At 38.4% G+C, this 22,526-nt stretch carries 23 protein-coding genes; 3 read left to right on the forward strand and 20 right to left on the reverse strand.

The genetic code is table 11. The annotated features are described in order from the left end of the window. Positions 1 to 3 precede the first annotated feature (3 nt). The 8 genes from JBW_RS21805 to JBW_RS21840 all read right to left on the reverse strand — a co-directional run bounded on the left by JBW_RS21805 (position 4) and on the right by JBW_RS21840 (position 6,952). Positions 4 to 669, reverse strand: coding sequence for an SGNH/GDSL hydrolase family protein (locus JBW_RS21805; RefSeq protein ID WP_007960058.1), 666 nt, complete (start codon positions 667 to 669; stop codon positions 4 to 6). Positions 670 to 710: 41 nt separating this feature from the next. Next, positions 711 to 1,028: a PTS lactose/cellobiose transporter subunit IIA gene (locus JBW_RS21810; RefSeq protein ID WP_007960056.1), complete on the reverse strand. Its 318-nt coding sequence runs from the start codon at positions 1,026 to 1,028 to the stop codon at positions 711 to 713. Positions 1,029 to 1,135: 107 nt separating this feature from the next. After that, positions 1,136 to 2,446: a PTS sugar transporter subunit IIC gene (locus JBW_RS21815; RefSeq protein WP_007960054.1), complete on the reverse strand. Its 1,311-nt coding sequence runs from the start codon at positions 2,444 to 2,446 to the stop codon at positions 1,136 to 1,138. A 14-nt stretch (positions 2,447 to 2,460) separates the two neighbouring features. Further along, the gene (locus tag JBW_RS21820; protein WP_007960052.1) at positions 2,461 to 2,760 is read right to left on the reverse strand and encodes a PTS sugar transporter subunit IIB; all 300 of its coding nucleotides are present in this window, start codon (positions 2,758 to 2,760) and stop codon (positions 2,461 to 2,463) included. Positions 2,761 to 3,366: 606 nt separating this feature from the next. Further along, positions 3,367 to 5,379 carry a cellulase family glycosylhydrolase gene (locus JBW_RS21825; protein WP_007960051.1) on the reverse strand — a complete coding sequence of 671 codons (2,013 nt, stop codon included), beginning with the start codon at positions 5,377 to 5,379 and terminating at the stop codon, positions 3,367 to 3,369. Positions 5,380 to 5,631: 252 nt separating this feature from the next. Further along, on the reverse strand, positions 5,632 to 6,213 hold the full coding sequence (locus tag JBW_RS21830) for a hypothetical protein (RefSeq protein ID WP_082076247.1): 582 nt from the start codon (positions 6,211 to 6,213) through the stop codon (positions 5,632 to 5,634). A 138-nt stretch (positions 6,214 to 6,351) separates the two neighbouring features. Then, entirely contained in the window at positions 6,352 to 6,606 is a 255-nt protein-coding gene (locus JBW_RS21835; RefSeq protein ID WP_158453476.1) for a hypothetical protein, read from the reverse strand. Between the two features lie 70 nt (positions 6,607 to 6,676). Then, positions 6,677 to 6,952, reverse strand: a complete 276-nt coding sequence (locus JBW_RS21840) for a hypothetical protein (RefSeq protein WP_007960047.1) — start codon at positions 6,950 to 6,952, stop codon at positions 6,677 to 6,679. Between the two features lie 342 nt (positions 6,953 to 7,294). On the opposite strand from JBW_RS21840, the gene JBW_RS21845 reads away from it, so the two are divergent. Then, entirely contained in the window at positions 7,295 to 8,647 is a 1,353-nt protein-coding gene (locus JBW_RS21845; protein ID WP_007960045.1) for an S-layer homology domain-containing protein, read from the forward strand. Positions 8,648 to 8,927: 280 nt separating this feature from the next. Here JBW_RS21845 and JBW_RS21850 read toward each other — a convergent pair whose 3' ends face one another. The 4 genes from JBW_RS21850 to JBW_RS21865 all read right to left on the reverse strand — a co-directional run bounded on the left by JBW_RS21850 (position 8,928) and on the right by JBW_RS21865 (position 12,997). Then, positions 8,928 to 9,641 (reverse strand): GntR family transcriptional regulator, encoded by a 714-nt coding sequence (locus JBW_RS21850; protein WP_007960044.1) that lies wholly within the window; start codon positions 9,639 to 9,641, stop codon positions 8,928 to 8,930. Positions 9,642 to 10,615: 974 nt separating this feature from the next. Then, positions 10,616 to 11,095, reverse strand: coding sequence for a 23S rRNA (pseudouridine(1915)-N(3))-methyltransferase RlmH (gene rlmH, locus JBW_RS21855; protein ID WP_007960043.1), 480 nt, complete (start codon positions 11,093 to 11,095; stop codon positions 10,616 to 10,618). Further along, on the reverse strand, positions 11,096 to 12,208 hold the full coding sequence (locus JBW_RS21860) for a S1C family serine protease (RefSeq protein ID WP_007960042.1): 1,113 nt from the start codon (positions 12,206 to 12,208) through the stop codon (positions 11,096 to 11,098). 12 nt (positions 12,209 to 12,220) lie between these two features. Next, positions 12,221 to 12,997 (reverse strand): MBL fold metallo-hydrolase, encoded by a 777-nt coding sequence (locus JBW_RS21865; RefSeq protein ID WP_007960041.1) that lies wholly within the window; start codon positions 12,995 to 12,997, stop codon positions 12,221 to 12,223. Positions 12,998 to 13,143: 146 nt separating this feature from the next. On the opposite strand from JBW_RS21865, the gene JBW_RS21870 reads away from it, so the two are divergent. Next, positions 13,144 to 14,697, forward strand: a complete 1,554-nt coding sequence (locus JBW_RS21870; protein WP_007960040.1) for a PAS domain-containing protein — start codon at positions 13,144 to 13,146, stop codon at positions 14,695 to 14,697. A gap of 208 nt (positions 14,698 to 14,905) precedes the next feature. Here JBW_RS21870 and JBW_RS21875 read toward each other — a convergent pair whose 3' ends face one another. Continuing rightward, a complete protein-coding gene (locus JBW_RS21875; RefSeq protein WP_007960039.1) occupies positions 14,906 to 16,279 on the reverse strand; it encodes a phosphomannomutase/phosphoglucomutase in 1,374 nt (457 codons plus the stop codon). Positions 16,280 to 16,423: 144 nt separating this feature from the next. On the opposite strand from JBW_RS21875, the gene JBW_RS25500 reads away from it, so the two are divergent. Continuing rightward, a complete protein-coding gene (locus JBW_RS25500; protein ID WP_007960038.1) occupies positions 16,424 to 16,600 on the forward strand; it encodes a hypothetical protein in 177 nt (58 codons plus the stop codon). Between the two features lie 66 nt (positions 16,601 to 16,666). Here JBW_RS25500 and JBW_RS21880 read toward each other — a convergent pair whose 3' ends face one another. The 7 genes from JBW_RS21880 to JBW_RS21910 form a co-directional block, all read right to left on the reverse strand. Further along, the gene (locus JBW_RS21880) at positions 16,667 to 17,542 is read right to left on the reverse strand and encodes a peptidase MA family metallohydrolase (protein WP_007960037.1); all 876 of its coding nucleotides are present in this window, start codon (positions 17,540 to 17,542) and stop codon (positions 16,667 to 16,669) included. 84 nt (positions 17,543 to 17,626) lie between these two features. Then, positions 17,627 to 18,259, reverse strand: a complete 633-nt coding sequence (deoC, locus tag JBW_RS21885) for a deoxyribose-phosphate aldolase (protein WP_007960035.1) — start codon at positions 18,257 to 18,259, stop codon at positions 17,627 to 17,629. A gap of 155 nt (positions 18,260 to 18,414) precedes the next feature. Beyond that, a complete protein-coding gene (locus JBW_RS21890; RefSeq protein WP_007960033.1) occupies positions 18,415 to 18,840 on the reverse strand; it encodes a Fur family transcriptional regulator in 426 nt (141 codons plus the stop codon). Positions 18,841 to 19,022: 182 nt separating this feature from the next. Then, positions 19,023 to 19,343, reverse strand: coding sequence for a spore coat protein (locus JBW_RS21895; protein WP_007960031.1), 321 nt, complete (start codon positions 19,341 to 19,343; stop codon positions 19,023 to 19,025). 17 nt (positions 19,344 to 19,360) lie between these two features. Then, positions 19,361 to 19,558, reverse strand: coding sequence for a ferritin-like domain-containing protein (locus JBW_RS21900; RefSeq protein ID WP_007960029.1), 198 nt, complete (start codon positions 19,556 to 19,558; stop codon positions 19,361 to 19,363). Positions 19,559 to 19,902: 344 nt separating this feature from the next. Further along, positions 19,903 to 20,655, reverse strand: a complete 753-nt coding sequence (locus JBW_RS21905; protein WP_007960027.1) for a LytR/AlgR family response regulator transcription factor — start codon at positions 20,653 to 20,655, stop codon at positions 19,903 to 19,905. Further along, positions 20,648 to 22,345 carry a sensor histidine kinase gene (locus JBW_RS21910; protein ID WP_007960025.1) on the reverse strand — a complete coding sequence of 566 codons (1,698 nt, stop codon included), beginning with the start codon at positions 22,343 to 22,345 and terminating at the stop codon, positions 20,648 to 20,650. The genes JBW_RS21905 and JBW_RS21910 overlap by 8 nt, the downstream gene beginning before the upstream one ends. Positions 22,346 to 22,526: the final 181 nt, after the last annotated feature.

Below are 22,526 nucleotides of genomic sequence, written 5' to 3' on the forward strand. Positions count from 1 at the left end.
CGGTTATATGAATGTGATTAAACTGGGCTTAATGATTTGTGTTAATCTGACATATCCAGTTTCACTCAAATGTAATCCATCCGTTGTATATTTAGGAATGATTGAATTTTTTTGTTTATCAAAAAAAAATTCAAAAGTCGGAACCAGAACTAAGTTGGGAAAAATCTGTGTCATATTTTTATATTCTTCATTTAATAAAGCAATCATTTCGTTAGATCGCATCTTTTTTCCCACAAAGCTGCCCTGAAATTTTTCATCACAGGGTAGTGTCTCTAATAACAAAATATGGGCATTGGGCAAATTTCCTTGTATTAAATCAAGCAAAATTTGCACATTCTGGACAATCTCTCTGGGACTTCGCATATTTGTATTACCCAAATCATTCGTTCCCACCATCAACACTATAACCTGCGGTTTATACTTGATCACAGCTTCATCACAAATCCAGCGTAAGGATTCAGAGGTTGCACCGCAAATTCCCGAATTATATTTTATTCTTATTTCTGGGTAATAGTTTTCAATATCATACCATTCTATAATCGAATCACCAAAAAACAAAACACCATGCGGCTTCGATTTTTGATTTCCAACAATAATCTTTTCCATTGTTTGAATCATATAACTACGCAGTTGATAATAATTCGGATTATAAATCATATCTTCACGCATAACATCCAGTCCTTTAGCAATCTATATTATAAATATACTCTTTATTTCTTCAATTTTTCATACATTTTTGTCATAAGTAACCCCATATCCCGGACAGTCAAAGCACTCATAAAATGATCTTGTGCATGAATTAAGAGAATTGATTTTTCTACCGATTTTCCATCACATTCGGCTGCCATAAGTTCCGTTTGAATCTCATGTGCTTTACCTATTTCTTTTCCAGCCACAGCAATAGCTTCTCTCGCTTTTACAACATCATCGTCTTCCAATAAATTCTGTACTGCTTCTACGACCATTGAACGTCCTGCACCAGCGTATAAAATCAATTGCATGGACTGTTCTACTATTTTTTCATCCATCAAGTTTTCCTCCAAATTCATAAATAAACGTACTCAGGTTGAAATGCTCCCCACCCGTAATACGGGCTATAATGCTAATTTTTTTACTTCTATGTATGCGCAGTCATTTATTCCTCTTCGCCACTGTCTTGAATCTTGTTTGAGGCTATAACAAATGGTGCATAAATTAAGACATCTACTACAAGCCATACCAATTGTAAGAGCCCCCCAGCCAGAGAACCTGTACCGATCATACCGCCAAAAAACATCGGCATAGTCCACGGAACTACAAAACGAAAAATCGGAACTAGCCCAGCTGAAATAACCAACCAACCGATTACAGTATTAGCCAATGGCGCCAAAATGTACGGAATCAACAGAATTGGATTGAGTACAATTGGCAGGCCAAATGCGAGCGGTTCCTGAATATTGAATAGCATGGCTGGTGCACCAATTTTGGCAACAGCCCGCCAGCTGTCTTTCTTTGAAAATAAAAAAATAGCAATGACCAAACCCATGATATGCATTAAACCAGCTTCAAAAAATCCGTTACTGAAAATATAGGAAGCATCACCTGCTTGATTGGCAAGCTGAGCTGGCATATAAACTGAATTTTGAATTGCTGCTGTAACATTGTGTCCATGGATACCAAACCACCAGAAAAACCAAACTAAAAACTGATATAAGAGCGAAAATCCAAGACCTTGTGAAAAGCCCAAAAGAGGCGCTTGAATTGCCAAATAAATTAAATTATTAAGAGCTGGTATCCCAAACCAAATCAAAATTGCTGAAAAAGTAGCAAAAAGACCTAAAGTTATACCAACCGGGATAAGTGCTGCAAAAGACTGCGCCACAGCCGGGGGAACACTCTCTGGCATTGCTATTTTAAGCTTTTTATTTTTTGATAATTTGACAAAAATCCATGAAGCTACTGTCGCAACGAGAATAGCTGTCAATACACCTTTATTGCCAAAATAAGTAGTACTAAAACCACCCGCATCACCGATTTTTTGTGGTGTAACAATTAAAAATGCCGCAACACTGGTAAGTGCGGTCATAAATTTTTCGCCACCCCAAATACCACCTAAACGATAGGAAAAAGATAACACTAAAAAGAGCGAAAATACATCAAAACCAATTGTCGTAACCAATCCACATAAAGTCTGCAAATTTTTCAGCTTCGTAACAAAGTTAGAAGCCAAATACGCTTCACTGTTCAAACCCGTGATAGTCGGGCCTACATTTAAACCATTCGCCCCCATAATAGTACCTTGTGGATCGAGAACAACCCAACTCATAATCCCAAAAATTGAACCAACAATCATAAACGGTAAGATAATTGAAAATGAATCTCTCATCGCCAATAAATATTTATTACTAGAAATCACCCCAGCAATTGGCATCATTATTTTTTCAAGCTTTGAAACAGCGTTACCCATTTAATTTTCTCCTCCTATCCAACTAATTTTAGTGCTTTACTTAGTACTTTTTCCCCATTGATCATGCCATAATCGCGCATATCAATAACATCTACCGGACATTGATCACCTACCATTTTTTTCACATCTGCTAACATATGCCGAATCTGTGGGCCTAATAAAACCACATCAGCTGATTCTACTTTCTCATCCAATATTTCCACTGAAAAAGCTTCAATATTCACATTGATATTTTGAATTATCGCTGCATCTCGCATTTTTTTAACTAAGATAGATGTTGACATTCCTGCGTTACAAACTAAATAAATATTCACCTTCTTGCCTCCTTATTTTCGATTTCTGATTTCTACTAGTTCATTTTGTTATTTTTTCTTCCTATAAAGATTATACGTCTAGATGCTCCCCTTGTCAATAAAAGACATGTCTTTTATTTTATAAAGAAACGTCTTTTATCGACATATTTAACGCAATTTGATCTTTCTCGACAAATCTTCACTACCAGAAGTTTGAGCAATTTCAGTGTCTTCAATTAATCAAAAATTTTCAAAATGGCACCAAACTCAGCTCATAGATAGCCTAAATACTATACTATTTTTATAATCTACCATTACCTCTACTGATAGATTTGATTTTTGTTTACTAACTATTTTATTAAAAAATAATGCTGTAGCAATCCCTGCGTATACCGATCGAAAATTCCTGTGCTAAAAGGAATCTTAAACGAATTGAGCCTGTTTTTGTATTTCTCGATTTTTTCTCCCCCATAAAAACAACTCCCATTTACAGAAATCACACCATAAATAGGAGCTGCCCTGAATTATAGGTTACTTTTTCGTGTTTATAAATTGCTTTTTTTACATTTTAGAAATTTTTAATAATATTAAAGAATAATTATTTGTTATTGACTGTTAATATATTAACTATTCTACTTCCTTAAGCAATTCGATATTATCAAAGTAGATTGGACCTTCATATTTAAACATATTAGCAACAAGATTAATATCAAGTTCACTCTTATCTTTAGATTGTCCATTGAAAGTGTTAATAACTTGTAATTTTACGTATTCTTTTCCATTGAACGTAACAGTAGGTAATTGGCCTATATAAGCATTATTTTGATCTACACCACATTTTACCCAGCCTGGTGCAACAACCGCATAAGGCTTTAATTGGGCATGAGCTGGTAGACCCGCTTTCGGAATATAAACATCATACTTACAGCCTTCATATTGGGTTAAATCAAAAGATTTAAGAGCTATTCTAAGTTCTTCCCAATCAGAAGCTCCTGGAAATTTAACGTCTAATTGTAAGGAGCCATTTCCAACTTCTTTATTATATGTTACATCTTTAATTTCCGATTGATATATGCCATTTTGATTCCATCCATCTAGTCCATTGCTGAAATCAAATACTTTTGCACTAACCAATTTTCCTTCTTTATTTCTAATATCTACTATATCTGACGTAGTTGCTGAGGTTCCATCTTTAAATTGGACTACAGCCGAAACAGGCATTTTACCATTCTTTTCTTTTGACACATCCAGATTATAAGTATAGAGACCGTCGTCTTCCTTCATGATAATGTTTTTCTTTTTAGGTGTTGAGAGCAATACTTTTCTTATTTCTTTACCATATGGTATAACTTTAACTTCTACATAAGCAATATCTTTTGTTCTCTCATTTTTGCTTGGTGAAGTAATATAAATATGTGGAGTTCTCGTTACCTTTTCACCATTCATTAATTTTGCATTTTCTTCGAAAATTTTAACAGTCGATGCATTTTCTTTCTTATTATATACAATTCTAAGACTATCGTTATCTGGATAAAGTCCTTCAGCATCAGGTTTTAAATCATCAATACCTGTTAAAAGCCAAAACATACTTCCACTATAGCCAAGTTCATATGCTAAATTATTCCAAGTTTCGTATGCATAGTCACGATTTGTAACACTTGTTTTTAATACTCCATATTCTTCAAAAACAACAGGTTTGTTAGCAGCTTTCGCTAAATCAGCGTGAGCTTTTAACCAAGCAGAACCTGATTTCACACCATCTTTCCAAGGATCACCCCAATAATCGGGGTACAAATGTACAGTACCATAGTCAATAGTCGGCAATGCAATAACTTGGCTCCAGTCAAGACCTTTTGAACCATTGTATTCTAAGATAGTACTTTTAGGATCTTTTATAAATCCTTCTTCACCTAATGCTACAAGATGCTTATTATCAACAGATTTAACATATTCACTCATCTCTTTTGTCCAATTAAAAAGTGTTTTCCCTGACGGATCAGATTCACAACGTGCTTCATTCGTTAATTCCCATGTCATAATAGTAGGATCATCCATATACTTTACACCAGTATATGTATTCACTCTATTCAACATGTGATTTACGTATGCTTTATAAGCACTTTTAATTGTTTCATTAGTATAAAAGCCATCATGTCTATTTGGATCTTTTGTCCAGTTAACATAGGCGTTCATACCACCAAAGTCATCCCAGTTATTTACTAACACTATAACTAATTTTATACCTTTTTCACTAGCTTTTTTGATAGCATAGTCTAATCTTTCAAAGCCACTCTCAGCGTATTCTCCCATGTTAGGTTGCATCTCTATTTTGGGTTCTATTGTTTTACCTTCCCCATTACCATCAATAAAGCCCCAACATCTCATCACTTTTAATCCCATTTTACTAGCGTTATCCATTACATCATCAATCATTTTATTAGAACGATAATGAAAATAATAATTGTTCGAACCGGAAAATCTAAATTCTTTACCATTTAACATAAGTTTGTCGCCTTGGCGAGTCACAAAATTACTATTTTGCTCATTACGATCACTAGCTAAAGCAACCGATTTTAAAGTCATTATTGAAAAAAAACATAAGACCAACATAATAAAGGAAACAAAACTTTTTCTTTTCATAGTATAGTTCTCCTTTTCATTTGAAATATAATTGACTAAGTTCTTACCTCTATCCTACCCGCCTTACAATCCCATGTTTGTGCTCCAGCTGCCAACGCACTGCTCATATACTACAAACACCTTGCAGTTTCGCTGGTATATACGCCCCCGGAAACCCACTCAGAAAAAACCTGCTGATAACGTCAATGGCAAAATTTTTCTAAGCATCTTTTCATTCATATGATCTGTCTCCTCTATTTCAATGCGATGTAATTAGCCTCTTTTTCCCAACGCAATATTATCTACATATATTTCACCCTTATAGTTTGTATAGCTACTTACAACACTAAAATCAAAGTAAACAACATTCGCTGTTACAGCTTGAAATGGCACACTAACCTTCACTTTTTTAAGATTTGTTCCTTCAACTGGACTAGCTGCCAGAACATTGATATCCGGACATACATTAACCACTTCTACATTTGCATCCGATTTCATATAAATTTTAGCTTTAAAAGGACCATTTGTCATATTGTTAGGATTAAAATAGAAATCAAAAGTCAACATATCGCAGCCATCCAACACAAGCGGAGAACTATCGCTGGCACTATTGTGGAGCTTCACTTCACTCCAGCTTTCCTTAATTTTCTTATGAAAATCAACATCCAGCTTTATCGAACCGTCACCAATTTTTTCATCATACGATATAGTCGGCGCACCATCATAATTCCATACACCGCCAGAAGCCCAGCCACCAGCATCTTTAGAAAAATCCCATGATGGTAATTCTGCCGCTGATACACTCGTCGCCATAAAGCTACCTACCAGAAAAGTTGTCGATAATACCATTGGCATAATTTTTTTTCAATACTGTTTTTTTCATTGTAATCAAACTCCTTTGTATTTTTTTAATTTTCAGTATATTTTTTCTTGCAAAATAAGATATCGCAGAACATACTATCTTATCTTGTAAGAAAGTGAACAGAAAATCGTTTATTTATTTATAACTTCCGGTTGAGGCATGTCTTTATACTTAATGCCATCTGCAAAAATAGAGCTTGACTCATTATAAAAATCAATAAAATCGTTAATCATCTCATGCCCGCGAGTATCACTTACCATATATGGCGCAAAGAAATTATTCGGCATCTTTTCAAAATTAGCCCATGTCATAAAATATGGAAAATGATGTTTTCTGACAAGTGCTGAAACATCACTGAACCACCTTTTGTCCTTATTTCCAGACACAGCCAGACTGCCTCCCTGACGTACGCCTACCTCTGTAAGTGCTGGAATCTTCCCACAAGTCTTTGCTGCTTCAGACACAACCTGCAGCGAAGTCACAAGTTTCCGGAGTAGCGTATGGATCTGCCAATCTGGCAAACGTAGGTGCTAATTTTGCAAGCTCATCTTTCGTCACCGCCTCCTTTTTCGCCTTAACATTGTCGGCATAAGCCGTTCTTTCTATGTACACCTTATTGTTTGGATTGTTAACTATCGAATCCTCACTGCTCCCTGCCGCAAAAGCTGATATCGGTATAGCACCGCCAATGAGCGCACATACGATTGCTGTCTTAAGAAACTGTTCTTTCATAAACATCTCCTCTCATTTTTCTTTTTTACTAAATAATTCCTAATGCTTTTTGCTTTCATTTTTCAATTATAAAATTAAGCATATCCTTTGTCAAGAAAATGTTATGTCTTTTATTAAGGTGCATTTAATATGGAATACTCTTTATAACAATATAATTATGCAAGTTTTCAAAATAATATTTTAATATGATAATATCTTTTGTTATTAATACAGCATATTTTTCGGTAATTAAAAGTTATATCCTTCAATTGACAATGTAATTCCTTTATTGTATTATTGCATTTAAGTAAAGCTTTATTTTTTTAAGTTTTACTTAAAAAATAAGGGGAGAGAGGAAGAACTATGAAAAACAAAAAGAAAGTTGTTCTATCGGTCTTATCCACACTCATCATCAGCACAAGTGCAGCCTCTGCTGCATCTGCTGATCAGTTATACTCTGATGTATCGAAGGATAACTGGGCGGTAGCCGCTGTCACCAAACTGACCAATGACGGTATTGTCACAGGCTATGGCGATGGCACGTTCCGCGGCGACCGCGCGATCACCCGCTATGAAATGGCGCAGATGATTGCCAGCGCCCGCACGCATTCTGAAAAGGCCAGCGAAGAGGACAAGGTTCTGATCCAGCGCCTGTCTAACGAATTCTCCGATGAGTTGAATTCTCTCGGCGTCCGCATGCAGAACGTTGAAAAGAAGACCGACAACGTAAAATTGAGCGGCGTCTTCGCCAACAAGGCCATGAAAGGCATTACAGGCGGCAATACCTGGTGGGAAAAAGAACTGTTTCTGAACGTCGATGGCGATGTCGGCGATGGCTGGAAATTCCACGGCGGCCTTGACTGGAAATGGGGAAGCAACACTAAGGGCTGGAATGGAGAAGAATCCTTCTCTGATCTTTATGGCACCTCTGATAAAGATGTCAATGCCATGATTTACCAACTCTATGCCCAGGGCCCGGTCGGTAAAGGCCTCAACGCCACGATTGGTCTCTTCACCCCTAGCCTGCAGGAAGGTGTTGTTGGCAATGCCCGCACTAAAGGTGTTGGAGTTGATTACAATGTTGGTAAAACTACGCTTCGCGCCTATACCGGTAAAGTTTATGAAAAGAATGCTGATCTGTCCTCTCCTTGGTCGGACGGCTTCATCCGTCATGGCAATCGCTATGATTTCTACAATGACGGAAGCACGAAAGATGACAATACGCTTAGTGTCTATGGTTTTTCTGCTGAGCATACTTTTACACCTAAGACTTCCGCCGGCCTTGGCTACTACAGCCTGAAGTCCCCGAATGCCTATGATGACGGCAGACTGGGCATTGTCGCTCTCAACGCCCGTCAGAAGCTGGCCGACAATCTTGATCTCGTGGGCTTCTATTCTCACGGTAACCAGGACTATCAGAACAAGGCCTATGATCTCAAGCTCGTCTACAACGGCAGCCCATGGGGAAGCGACAAGCGCTGGGGTTCATCCATCGGCTATCGTTACCTCGGCTCTGATGCCCTGATTATGTCCAACGTTGTCAACGGCAGCGAAAAACCAGGCAGCAAGGGCATGGAGGCCAACGTCTGGTACCACTTCACGAAGAACATCCAGTTGCAGAACTATTTCTTCTTCGGTAAGGCAATTGACTCTGACTATGCCGCGAAGCATCCTGATCATACAGCTTTCTTCTCGAATCTTATCTTCGCCTTCTAATTCCAAATTTGATTCCCAAATATAAACTATTGAATTGCACTACTGTACTAACACGATGATATTTATACCATTAAATTAGCTACTGTAAAATACGCTACTTTTTATATGAATTACATAAAAAAACAGTCATTGAGGAAATATAGACACTCAATGACTGTTTTTTTATTAGGACTTTCTTTGATAGATCAAGATCATACTGAGAAAAACTGATAGCCCAAGATCCTTTTGATAATCATGTACAAACGCATAGATTGTCGTTCTAGTCTCTGTATATTATGAATTAAGCTCTGATACTCAAAGTTTTAAAAATAATCTTATCACTACGATGTCGTGAAATAGAATGTTCAAAGGCACGACCATCATCTAAATAAGCAACCTGCTCTACTTCTAGCATTGGAAAACTGGTATCTACTTTTAAATAGTTTTGTTCTACCTCATTTGGCCACATTGCTCGTATTGCACGATGCGCAGACTGAATCTTTAATTTTAATCCACTTTGAATATAGTGATAAATAGAATCCAATAGAACATCCCGTTTTAGGCCCGGGATGATATCCAATGGCATCTGAGTATATTCTACAACAAACGGCTCTTTATCCGCATAACGAGCACGAATAATATCATATACAAAACCATCTTTATCAATTTGCAATTTATCCGCAACTTCAGCCGAAGGATGAACTATTTCAAACCTAATAATCTCCGAAGAAATACTTTTTCCTGTATTCGATTCTGTAAAACCAGTAAACTGTTGTACCATGCTAAGTTCCTTCACCGCATCATCATTTACCGCCTTTACAAAAGTACCTGCGCCTCGCCGTTTGATTACAAGTCCTGCATTAACGACTTCATCTACCGCTTTTTTTATTGTAATACGGCTAACATTATAAGTTCGGCACATTTCCTTTTCCTGAGGAAGCTGTTCCCCTGGCAAATATAGTTTATTTAATATTCTATGCCGCAAATCTTTGGCAATTTCTTGATATTTGACCATAATTGCATTTTCTCCTTCATTATATATCTTTTAATATTTCTTATTATAGCGTCAATAGCAAATAAACAAATTGAAGTGCCTACAGAATTTAAACCAATGTGACGCGACATTGCAATATCTTCTTTACAACTATGTGTGAAAATTAGAAGTAATATTTTCTCCCATTTCGTATTTATTTCTAGAAGAACATATTCATTTTTATTTAGAATTATATATCATTAATATTCTATCTGTCAAAAAGATATATCCTTTGTTCACAGATGAAATATTTTATATATTACCTTGCCTTCCTATTGCCATAAATGAGGCTTATTCTAAGATAAACCGCAACACCCCTGATAAATAAAAACCAATCAACTTTAAATTTTATTATCAGCTCTAATAGAAAAAGTCTCCTAGCATTTCGGAGACTTTTTGTTGTACCCATCGCACTTATAATACTTCTTTTCTAGCAAATAAAAAATGCCAATACAAATAACCATAACGTTACTTGGTTGGCATTTTCCCCTGCACCACAATGTTGCAGCGGTTCAGATATTGTATTCCACCTGTGGTAAAACGCGCGCAAAACTGCGGGTACGTTCTTCTTTCGGGGATTGAAAGATATCCCTCGGTGTACCCCCTTCGACAATGTAGGAGCAAAGGGACGCTCATTTTGCTTCCCGCTCACTCACACCTTAAAAATGCTGATGCTCTTTTTTCTTGCACATCTTACCATATTATTTCTCCTGTTTTTGTTTTATTCTATCATTGTTTTAAGGTAGAAACAAAAAGAACGTCCCCTCTGATAGTCTTTACTGAACACCATTATAAAAAGAATCACACCAAGGAACAAAGGGTTTACCTTAATAGCATAGTGCTAACTTTCGCATTAAATAGTCATCAGAAATATAAACGAATAGCAGGCTATGCCATTTCAGCATGCAGCCTGCTATTTCTTACTATTTTAAATTCGCTGTTTGACCCGATACACCTCAATGATGGTAGTTTTCTCCCCGATTAATCTTAAATGCCCGATAGATCTGTTCTACTAACAGCAACCGTATCATTTGGTGAGTGAATGTCATTTTAGAGAAAGATAATCTTTCTTTTGCAGCTTTTAATAAATCGGGAGAAAGACCAAAGGCACCTCCGATGATGAAGGTAACATCACTTTTTCCAGAAACGCCTAAATCACTTATCTTCTCTGCAAGTTCTTCTGATGATGCTTGCTTACCAATGACGTCAAGGACAATAAGGTGAGTATTGTCTTTCACATGCTTTAGCATACGCTCCCCTTCTTTAAGCAGTACTTTTGCTTTTTCAGCATCTGAAGGGTTCTCCGGCATACGTTCTTCGTCAACTTCGATGATAGACAAGCGGCAATAAGGCGTGAGACGCTTGACGAATTCGGCAATGCCCATGGTTAGATATTTTTCTTTAATTTTACCAACAGCAATAATTGTAATTTTCATTTACTGCGGAGTCGGCATTTCTTCTAAAAGTACGTTCACAGTTTGCTGATTGCCTTTACGAAGAATCGTAACACTAACAGTATTGCCAACTGCCTGCTCATCAACCGCTCCTCTTAGGTCAGCTACACTATTCACTTCAGTGTCTCCTATCTTTAAGATAACATCACCTTCTCTAAGACCAGCCTTATCTGCTGGTCCTCCTTTTGCTATTTGCAGCAAATAGACTCCTTTATCAATGGTAAGCTCATATCCATAGGTCGCAGCTGTATTGCGATCAAGTATGCCTACGCCTAGATAAGCTCTTACTACACGTCCTTTTTCAATAAGAGATTGTAAAATAGGTCTGGCAGTATTAATCGGAATCGAAAAACCGATACCTTCTACACCTGCAACTGCTATTTTTGCACTGTTAATCCCAACGACTACACCATCAGCATTTACCAATGCTCCACCCGAATTTCCCGGATTAATAGCAGCATCCGTTTGAATCAGTTTAAATTTTCGTTCTCCAATCTCAATAGAGCGATTCAGCGCACTAATAACCCCAGCAGTCACACTCCCCTTAAACTCCAAACCAAGGGGATTACCAATGGCAAGCGCCGGTTCACCAACCAATAAACCGTCTGAATCCCCAAGAACAGCTGTGGGTAAACCAGTGGCATCTACTTTTACGACGGCCAGGTCAGTAGCAGGATCAGCTCCTAATACTCGCCCAGCGAGCACCCGTCCATCTGCTAGGGATACTGTAATTTCCTGAGCATTTTCTACAACATGATTATTGGTGGCAATATAGCCATTCCCATCAAAAATGACTCCTGAACCTACACCTTGCTCTACAAGTTCTTTACGATTAAAAGAGTTTCGAGCATAGGCTTTATTCGTAATCCCCACAACTGCTGGACCAACAGTCTGTGCGGCTCTCACTAAAGGCGTATTGCGTGCTTCAGACACTTGCGCTTGCGCTGCAGGTTCCTGTAGTAAACTTTGTATCGGGGTCATATTTTGCGGTGTGGATTTCGATAAAAACCTGCCGCCATAACCTAATACTAAGCTACCGCCAATCAGTGCTCCGACCACTGCAATTAAAAATATCTGTCCAATTTTTCTATTCATCATCCTGCCCCCTTAGAAGTTACTACTCACTGTACGATCAGGATAGGTAACGTGTAATTCAATTTCTGAGCCAAGCTTTAAGCCCTGCTCTTCTAATATAGCACTTACGGTACTTTTTGCCAATTCAGGATTATTATTTTCCTTACTCATATGAGCTAAAAAAACTTGCATTGTCGGCTTCCTTTTTAACCGAGCCAACGTCCACGCAGCATCCACATTGGACAAATGCCCGCGATTGCTCTTAATGCGCCGCTTTAAATGCCACGGATACGCCCCATTTTCCAACATGTCTAAATCATGATTACATTCTAAAACTAATACATCACTTAATGCAATCGCATCTTTCACTGCATCGGTAACAAAACCAATATCAGTAACCACACTACATTTACTGCTTCCATGATAAAAACGAAAGCCAACTGGATCTGCTGCATCATGAGAAATACTAAATGGCTCCACTCGGACTTGTCCAATAGTAACTTTTTCCGATAAATTCTGGCAGCAAAGATCAGGTATAACATCACGGCAGTACATCGCCCGCCAAGTATAAGGGCTGGCATATACAGGCAAATTGTACTTTTTAGTCATAGTCGGCAAGCCGCTAATATGATCTCTATGCTCATGAGTAATAAATACCCCATCCAACTCTTCGATATCCGTACCTAATGCAGCTAAGCTTTGTTTAATACGCCTTGTGCTGATCCCTGCATCCACCAATATTTTAGTATGTTTAAAATCTAAAAAAATGGCATTTCCCGTACTGCCACTCGCTAAAACATGAACTTGCATATCTTCTCCTTTAGTTATACTCTATGTATAACTTTGAATATTTCTATGACACTACTTGTAAATTTTCATTAAAAACTATATAGTATTATATCAGAAAAGTTCTTATGATTTAACCTTTAATTCTATATAAAGAGGAATTCTATATAATGAATGATCAACGTAAAGCTAAAAAACAGCTGATTGAGGAATTGATTTCATTACGCCAGCAGCTTGCAAAATGGAACGCTGCACCAACTCCCTCCTGCCCTCATCGTAGTATGGATGAGCCACAGCGTAGTTCTGCCCTTCCCCCAAAACCACATACTTGTCTATGGGAAGGGGAATTTAAATCCTTAGTAGAAAATTCCCCTGATGCGATTATTCGTTTTGATAAAGATTTGCGATTTTTATATGCAAACAAAGTTGCTCTTAAAGTAATGGGAATACCATTAGCATCCTGTCTAGGAAAAACTGTCTCTGAATTAAAGCTGCCCAGAAAATACTATAAATTGTGGAAAACACAGGTTGAGACCATCTTTACAACTAAACAACAAGTAAAATTTGAAGCAGAATTTACCATTAGTAAGAAATATCACTTTTACTATCATGCTCGTCTTGTTCCTGAATTTTGTCCAGATGGTTCTGTTGTATCGGTTTTGTGCACCTTACGTAATATTGATGAATTAAAAAAAACGGAATTAGAATTACGAGCCAGTGAATTTCGTAATCACAAACTGTTATCCTCTCTGCCCGATTTCTTATTTTATCTCACAAATGAAGGAGTTTATTTAGATTATCATGTAACCAATCCCGATTTATTATATAAGCCTCACAACAGCCGTATCGGCAAACATTTAACAGAAGTGCTCCCATCCAAACAAGCTCAGCAATTTATGTCTGAAATTAAACGAGCCAACAAAAGTGGAAAAATGGAGAGTATTGAGTACCAGCTGCCCATTAATGATACGATCTGCTCAATGGAGGCACGTATCATGACCTATGATAAAAACAGTGTCTTGGTTATTGTCAGAGATATTACGGAACTCAAGCATCTGCGACAAGAGCTTACCCGCCTTGATCAGCTAAATCTAGTGGGAGAGATGGCTGCCACAATTGGTCATGAAGTACGAAACCCGATGACGAGCGTCCGAGGTTTTTTACAGTTTCTTAGTTATAAGGAAGAATGTCATAACTTTAAAAATTATTTTCAACTTATGATGGAAGAATTAGATCGTGCTAATTCTATTATTAGTGATTTTTTATCTTTGGCCAAGAATAAGCAAGTCAAATTAGAAATTCAAAATCTGAATACGATTATTAAGACCATTGCTCCTTTACTACAGTCCAATGCGATCATATCCAATAAATCTCTTCATCTAGACTTAAACCCCATACCGGATTTGCCTCTTGACTCTAAGGAAATCCGTCAGCTTCTCTTAAATCTAGTGTATAATGCATTAGATGCTATGCCGCCCCATCGAAATATCACTATAAAATCCTTTATGGAAAAAGGTCAGGTCATACTAGCCGTCCAGGATGAGGGCACCGGCATCCCGCCAGAATTGATCGAAAAGTTAGGAACCCCCTTCTTAACCACTAAAGAAAAAGGGACCGGCTTAGGATTAGCCGTCTGCTATCGAATTGTAGCCAGACACAAAGCAATCATTGAAATTGATACTTGCTCTCATGGCACTACCTTTTTTATAAAATTTAATCAGTAACTACTTATCCGATGACCAAGTTGCTCTAAGACTCCCATCTTCTATCTCGTTAACAGCCTGTAATACCCTTCCCTCTGGTCAGGATAACAGTCTGTAGAACTCGAACTAAGTTCGCTCTAAGGGTCTTCGGACCCAAGGCTCACTTATATAAGTGGAAGCTCTAGAGCAACTAAGTCCCTAGATAAGTGCGACTAAGATTCAGATGGAGTTAAAACTCCACCTGAATCAAGTCTTCTTTATATTGCGGTGGTAATGCATTCATTACCGCCGTTTTTATATTTTCAGGCAAGGCGCATAACAATGTGTCAATAATCTCCCGCAAGCGCTTTGCTGACTTGGATTCGAAACGCAAAGTAAATAACGGCTCTGTAACAGAGGCGCGAATCATCCCCCAACCATCTTGAAATTCAATTCGTACACCATCAATACGGTTCGGTTTATACGCCGCTAATTTTTCGGCTACAGCATCTAAAACTGCTTCTTTATCCGTTCCCTTATACGTAATCCGGATATCAGGGGTAAGAATATAATTAGGAATTTCATCCACAAGTTTCGCCAGGGAACCATGAGCAGCAACAAATTCACATACCTTTAATCCAGCAAACATACCATCATCATAGCCCAGTTCACGAAAGAAGAAGTGTCCACTGATTTCCCCGGCAAATAACGCCTTCTCTTGTATAAAAGCAGCTTTACTAAAGGTATGCCCGGCTCTTGCCATGACAGGTCTGCCACCAGCCTTGGTAATTTCCTCTGGTGCAACCATAGAACATTTTGCATCATAAATAATCGTTCCTGGCTGTTTCTCAAGATAATATTGAGCGATCAGGACAATGATATCATCATTATCAACGGCACGTCCGTCTTCATCAACAAAAGCGACTCGATCTCCATCACCATCAAAGGCTACACCTAGGTTTGCACGACTTTCTCGAACCTTTTCTCCAAGTCCCTGCAAATTTTCAGCCAAGGCTGGATTAGGAGAACGATTTGGGAAATTGCCATCGGGCTGACAATACAATTCGATTACATCATAACCTAATTGCTTAAATAATTGTGGTGCAATCTGAGAGGTAGCTCCATTACCAGCATCAACGACCACTCGCAATTTACTTTTCTGAGCTAAAAGTGCAGTAGATGCTATATACTCATCCACGATGGGCAATGCGATCACTGTGCCTTTACCTGCGACACTCACATCATCTTCCACCATTTGTTTTATTTCTAAGATATCTTCTTCTGTTACAGGCTGATCACCAAATACCAGTTTAAAGCCATTGTAAGGAGCAGGATTATGAGAAGCAGTAACCATAACCCCTCCCATTGCCTGCATCACTTTTTGCGCATAATAAAAAACAGGAGTGGCTACCGTCCCAATATCAATGACTTCGCAACCTGATCCCACCAGCGCTTTGATTAGAATATCTTTTAAAGTTGGCGTGGATAAACGAACATCACCGCCTACTATTACTTTTTTGCCAGCTAATTTAACGCCCACTGCCAAGCCGATTTTGTATGCGATCTCCTCTGTCAATTCAATACCTGCAATTCCCCGAATATCACATGCATGGAAAATTTTCATAAAATCAAGTATTCTCCCTTCAAAATATTATTATGGCTATTGTAGCATTTAAGGACAAGTAAGTACAATCTACAGTCACTTTTTCTCTTCTTTAACATAGGATAATATAAAGAAGATTTGACTAAAACAGTAGGGGGAATCAGATTGGCTAGTCCTGAAAAGATGATTAAAATGCTACTAGAGGAAATCCATCAAATTTCAATACCGTTAGCTACCATCATAAAAAATCAGGAAATCCTCATTATTCAAAACAAGCAGGTCATCGAATTATTAGAGCAAATTCGCATTGCCAGAAGCGAAGATGACGAAGACGAAGAATAGAAATTCGCCTTACAACTATACTAAAACTAGAAAAATAGCAAGCGATATCTTAATTCTTATCGCTTGCTATTTTTCTGTTTTTTTATTCATATGAACTTCAGCCCACTGCTTCCACGAATTTTCAAAGGTAGCATAATCCATGCCTACATTTTTACGGATAGCCTTCTCTAAGCTATCACCAGCTTTTAAACTCTTAACAACGTCTTGCAGCGTATCCTCTCCATACACCTCGGCCATATAACGTACAGCAGCTAGTGATTGACGATATGCCAGGGACTGATTGGACAGTTCATCAAAGCTGTCCTCCAGCTCTCTCATGGTGTACATCCTATCATCCAATACATTATCAGCAGTAATCCATTCATAATGATTTGCACGATACTCCACATACTGGGCCAGACCTTCTGTAAACCAGCGAGGATAATTCCCATTGGTTATATGATCAAACACCAAATGAGTATACTCATGCACCATCGGACCTGAATGAATAAATTCTTCCACGGACTCGCCATCATTTAACCATACGTGAGGTGATAGCAGTTGAATGGTTCCACCCCAGTACACTCCCATGGCACTTTCATTACCAGACCAGCCAAAAGCCTGACGCAGCTGGTTCTTATTCGAATGAATAAGAATTAATGTTTTACCAGAAGGCGCATACTGCAGCGTTTCAACTACTGGCTGATATGCAGCCTCAGCAGCCTGTCCTATCATACTTACTGTGTCAGCATCTACTGGAGCGTATTTGATCCTAAAATGCGCAGTTTCGTAAGTTGCCATATCCCTTGCTTCATAATTAACCTTTATCTGTACCGCTTGACGTACTAGAGGATAAAGCCACATACGAGGTTTGGTAGGCATAGCAAAAACCAGCATTAGAATAAAGAGCAGTCCAGCAACCAATATAAAGGTATTCGCTTCGCCTATTAGTACTTTACGCATAAGGCACCCTCCTCTCCTTCTAAGAGTTACAGGTGCTCATTATAGCATAGGCTCAACATACTTTCTATCGGTATTTTATGTAAACTAGCTTACAATTGTGATCCCTTTACTGGTCCCGATCCGCGTGGCTCCAGCAGCAATCATAGCTGCGGCCTCTTCGGAGGTACGAATCCCACCTGATGCTTTAATCCCAATTCGATCTCCGATAATGGACTTAAATAACCTGATATCTGCAATGGTGGCACCGCCTGCTGCAAATCCTGTAGATGTTTTAATAAACTGTGCGCCACTTTCTAAAACAATATGGCAAACCCGTTCCTTTTCTTCTTCTGTTAGCAGCCCGGTTTCTACAATCACCTTAACAATACGTCCTTGCCCTTCTGCTATGACCTGTTGAATATCATACAGTACAGCCTCCCAGAGACCTAATTTTGCGGCACCAATATTAATCACCATATCTAATTCATCAGCACCATGCAAAACAGCTTGCTTAGCTTCAAAAGCCTTGACGATGGACAAATTTGCTCCCAAGGGAAAACCAATAACAGTAGCCACCTTCACACCCGTGCCCGCTAATAAACTGACTGCCAAATCTACATAACATGGATTAATACATACAGCAGCAAATTTATATTCTGCCGCTTCTCTACATAAGCAACGAATGTCATGAGGCGTTGCATCTGGTTTTAAAAGCGTATGATCAATATAGGTATTCAATTTCAATTCTCCTTTACATGTGAAATATGATTCCCTTCTTAATTGATACATATTTCGCACTACATCACCAAATACCTTTAAGCTAAAAATGATTTCAACATAATATAAAAAGACCTAGCTTTCGCCAAGTCTTTACTTCTTTTGCAAATTATGATTTAATTGCTATTTTTACGTTGACAAGTCGGGCAGATTCCATGAAAATAAAACTGTTGTCCCATAATCTGATACTTAGTACCTTGAGAGACTTCATTTACAAATGCATCAATATTAATATCATAAACGTCTTCAACTTGACCGCATTCCGTACATCTCACATGAGGATGATTCGTCATAACAGCATCATAACGAAAACTATCTTCACCAGCATTTAATACTTGCACTAAACCAATTTCTTTAAGAATTTCCATCGTTTTATAAACGGTAGCTAAACTCATCGTTGGGTACATCGCCTGCAGCTCATTAAAAATCATCTCTGCATTAGGGTGAGACTTTGTAGAAGATAACATATTATAGATAGCCAGCCGCTGAGGGGTAACCTTAAATCCTCTGTCTCTCAGCAAAGAAGTGATACAGACTTCCATATATTCACCACCAATTCCAATTTATTTTTTATAGAAAACAATTATCGAGTAGTTTTATCTCTATTTTAATATATACTAAAAACTGTTGTCAAGGAAAATCTCTATCTTAATAAAAGTTAAATGGAAGAGCCTCTGGGATACTTTTCCCAGGGGCTCTTCCATTTACGTAAAGGCTGCTTACTTTAATTGCTAAATTTGCTTTGGGCTTTGTTGATCTGCTGAGCAGTTGCATTTTCCACATTGTAAAAGCCTTTTTGCTGCATCACATCAAAAATTTGTTTTTGCTGACTATATACATCCCCAAGAACATTCATGTAATCCTTTCGAAGCTGATCATTGGCAGCTTCCAGAATGTATGAATTAATTGATTCTGCAAGATGTTTGCTTTCATTTAACGCCAATTGCAGTATGTCCTGATCAGCAAACTGGCTGCCTTGCCCATTCATTTGTCCTTGCTGCTGCTGTTGGTTTTGTTGTTGGTTCTGTTGACCTGCTTGTGCCACAATATCACCCCTATCCTTTATTGTAATGTTTGACTTATATTCAAATGCTTACTAAGAGTTTGAAAATGTTGCTGATTTTTTTGTGCCATTTGTTGAAAAAGTTGTTTGGTTTCTTTGCACTGAATGGTACTAGCAAAGTGGTTCAGGCATTGCACTGAATTCTGCTCCATTCCTAGAAAATCTTCCAATTGCATTACTTCTTTGGATGATAACATGACCATCCCTCCTTTCTCCTATGTAAAAATAAGTTGGCTGTCGGCGAAATGTATAGTTGCATCTCACCCTCGCTGACTATAGCATGCACCATAAAAATACCAACTATACACAAGGAAGCCTTATACATTTTCTAAAAAACAGAACATTTTTAACCGCGAAGATACGAAGATTACGAAGAATTTTAAATGACCATGATCCCCCTTTGTGTCCTTCGTGTTCCTTCGCGCCTTCGCGGTTCGTTGCTTTTTTCATAACCCTATATATTTTCTTGTCATGATCAAAAAAATATCTGACAAAAGAGGCCGCCAACAGCCCCTGATGTCAGATGACGAGTAATATTCTATTATTTTAATCCTAATATATCTTTGATCTCTCTAACTCGACTTTTGCTAATTGGTATTTCAACATCGCCTTCAACTTTTAACCAGTAGGTTCCCTTAAACCAAGGCACTACCTCTTTTACCTTATCCATGTTTACGATATAACTCTTATGCACACGCACTAAATTGGTCTGGGCCAAGCGTTCCTCTAATTCCGTTAAAGTACTTGTATAACTAAATTCACCATAAATTGTAACGACTGTAACAATACCTTTTTGGGTATACACATAATTCAAGTCATTGTAATGCACCATAATAATCTTACCATTTTTTTCCAAGGGAAGCTTTTGCACAACAATTTTGGATTTATTTAACGCCGCATCCACACGACCAACCGCGGCCCGCCATTCATCACCATGATAATTTTTCAGACGCTGGATTGTCATATGTACACGTTCTCTTTCAAAAGGCTTTAAAAGATAATCTACTGCGCCAACTGTAAAAGCCTGGACAGCATATTCATCATAGGCAGTGGCAAATACCAGTAAGGTTTCCGGAACGATAGTACGAAGTATAGCCGCAGTTTCTAAACCATTCATGCCCCGCATTTGTACATCCATAAAAATAACATTCGCCTTTAATTGAGCTGCTAATCCAATCGCTGCGGCCCCACTATCCGCTTCGCCCACAATTTCCACTTCATTTTCCAAGGACAATAAATACTTTAGCTCATCCCGAGCCGGACTCTCATCATCTACAATTAAAATGCTAAGCACATTCTTCCCCCTCATCATACACACGCTTTGGAATACGCAAAGTTACTGTAGTTCCACTGCCTGGGGCACTCAAAAGGGACAATCCATATCCTATGCCATATTGTCCTCGTAAACGTTCATGAACATTGGATAGACCAATGCATTCTGGAGCAGGCGCCGCCAAAGGACACCTCCCTTTGACATCCATGCCGACACCATCATCACGAATCGTAATCACAATATCCTGACCATCTTCCTTAGCGCTAATTATAATGCAGCCACCATTTTCCTTGGGTTGCAGCCCATGCTTTATCGCATTTTCTACTAAAGGCTGAATGGTTAAGGTAGGAATCAAATATTTTTCTACTTCTTCAGATATCATCTCTTGAATTACTAGCTTCTCGCCATGTCTGGCTTGCTCAATGGTTAAATAAGCACGTACTTGGGATAGTTCCTCTTTGAGGGTGATATTACGCCCTGTTTTATGTAAGGTATGCCGAAACATAGCTCCCAACTTTAACAAAAGCTCTCTTGCTAAATCAGGTTTTGTACGTACCAAAGAAGTAATCGTGTTAAGGGTGTTGAATAAGAAATGAGGATTGATTTGTGCATAAAGCGCTTTAAGCTCTGCCCTAGAAACTAATTTAGCCTGACGATCAATTTCTGTTAATTCCAATTGGGTGGAAAATAAATGGGCGATACCAGAAGCAAAAACTCTGTCTCCATGCCCTACGGCATTTGCCCTTGTATAATATAGCTTCAAAGTGCCTATAATGCGGTTCGCACGTTTTAAAGGCACGATAATGGCACTGGCTAATTTGCAATTTTTGCAAGAACAGCCAATCTCTAAAGCATTTTGTGCAATATATAGCTCTCCTTTAGAAAGTACTTGACTGGTAGCAAGGGTTAATCCTAAAGTATCCGCAGAATGATGGGTTGACTCCACGCCTACAAAAGCCAAAACCTGCTCCGTATCCGTAATGGCAACTGCCTCATAGCTTCCTGCATTAAAAATAATTTGAACTGTTGCCTGAGCAGAGCTGCGATCTAAGCCATGTCGCAGATAGGGTAAGGTCTTGGTTGCAATATCAAGAGCTTTATGAGACTGTTCGGCCCCAACCTGTTCTTGGGTATACATCGCCGTCTTAATAATTAGCATAAAAATAGCAACGCCTAAGGAATTGACCAAAATCATCGGCATTCCAATCGCATCTACCAAATTCCTAGCCATATCATAGGGATGAGCCGTAAGCAAAATAATAATCATCTGCATGACTTCCCCTACAACACCGGCAAAAAAAGCGATCCACCAAGGAATGAGCTTCTCGTGATAATAACGGTGGATTAGACCTGCCAGTAATCCTTCACAAATACTAGAGATTCCACAAGAAAATGCTGTGAAACCACCTAATAAATAGCGATGCCCGCCAGCTATAATTCCAGCTGCTGTCCCCATAATAGGACCGCCAATGAGCCCAGCGGCCATTACACCAATAACTCTGGAATTTGCTAATGCATCGCCGACGGGAATACCAGCATAGGTCCCTAAAATGCCAATAAAGCCGAAAATAATAGTGATCGCAGCTTTTTCACTAAAATTACCTTGTCGATAAATCATTCGCCGAAATACTGAAAATTGAGACAATAAAAAAGCCAGCGTAGCAGCCACACTCATTCGTTCAATCATTTCCCATAATAAAAAATCAGTCAAAACCCTCACCTCATATAGTGCCGATTTTTATATCTCTCCAACGTACATAAGGTATGATCCTTTAAATACTCTTGATTAAAGAATAACATGTTTAAATATAGCAAGCAACTACAACATGGTTCGATTATCCACCATAACATTGCTGCTTTAGTCTATGTTATTATCTAGCTCTTCATGGTAA

It is taken from the genome of Pelosinus fermentans JBW45, assembly GCF_000271665.2.
Taxonomy (GTDB): Bacteria; Bacillota; Negativicutes; order DSM-13327; family DSM-13327; genus Pelosinus; species Pelosinus baikalensis.

Coding starts and splice junctions, on each gene's coding strand:
- JBW_RS21805 (WP_007960058.1), bottom strand. CDS start 669: ATGCGTGAAGATATGATTTATAATCCGAATTATTATCAACTGCGTAGT.
- JBW_RS21810 (WP_007960056.1), bottom strand. CDS start 1,028: ATGGATGAAAAAATAGTAGAACAGTCCATGCAATTGATTTTATACGCT.
- JBW_RS21815 (WP_007960054.1), bottom strand. CDS start 2,446: ATGGGTAACGCTGTTTCAAAGCTTGAAAAAATAATGATGCCAATTGCT.
- JBW_RS21825 (WP_007960051.1), bottom strand. CDS start 5,379: ATGAAAAGAAAAAGTTTTGTTTCCTTTATTATGTTGGTCTTATGTTTT.
- JBW_RS21830 (WP_082076247.1), bottom strand. CDS start 6,213: ATGCCAATGGTATTATCGACAACTTTTCTGGTAGGTAGCTTTATGGCG.
- JBW_RS21840 (WP_007960047.1), bottom strand. CDS start 6,952: ATGAAAGAACAGTTTCTTAAGACAGCAATCGTATGTGCGCTCATTGGC.
- JBW_RS21845 (WP_007960045.1), top strand. CDS start 7,295: ATGAAAAACAAAAAGAAAGTTGTTCTATCGGTCTTATCCACACTCATC.
- JBW_RS21850 (WP_007960044.1), bottom strand. CDS start 9,641: ATGGTCAAATATCAAGAAATTGCCAAAGATTTGCGGCATAGAATATTA.
- rlmH (WP_007960043.1), bottom strand. CDS start 11,095: ATGAAAATTACAATTATTGCTGTTGGTAAAATTAAAGAAAAATATCTA.
- JBW_RS21860 (WP_007960042.1), bottom strand. CDS start 12,208: ATGAATAGAAAAATTGGACAGATATTTTTAATTGCAGTGGTCGGAGCA.
- JBW_RS21865 (WP_007960041.1), bottom strand. CDS start 12,997: ATGCAAGTTCATGTTTTAGCGAGTGGCAGTACGGGAAATGCCATTTTT.
- JBW_RS21870 (WP_007960040.1), top strand. CDS start 13,144: ATGAATGATCAACGTAAAGCTAAAAAACAGCTGATTGAGGAATTGATT.
- JBW_RS21875 (WP_007960039.1), bottom strand. CDS start 16,279: ATGAAAATTTTCCATGCATGTGATATTCGGGGAATTGCAGGTATTGAA.
- JBW_RS21880 (WP_007960037.1), bottom strand. CDS start 17,542: ATGCGTAAAGTACTAATAGGCGAAGCGAATACCTTTATATTGGTTGCT.
- JBW_RS21890 (WP_007960033.1), bottom strand. CDS start 18,840: ATGGAAGTCTGTATCACTTCTTTGCTGAGAGACAGAGGATTTAAGGTT.
- JBW_RS21900 (WP_007960029.1), bottom strand. CDS start 19,558: ATGTTATCATCCAAAGAAGTAATGCAATTGGAAGATTTTCTAGGAATG.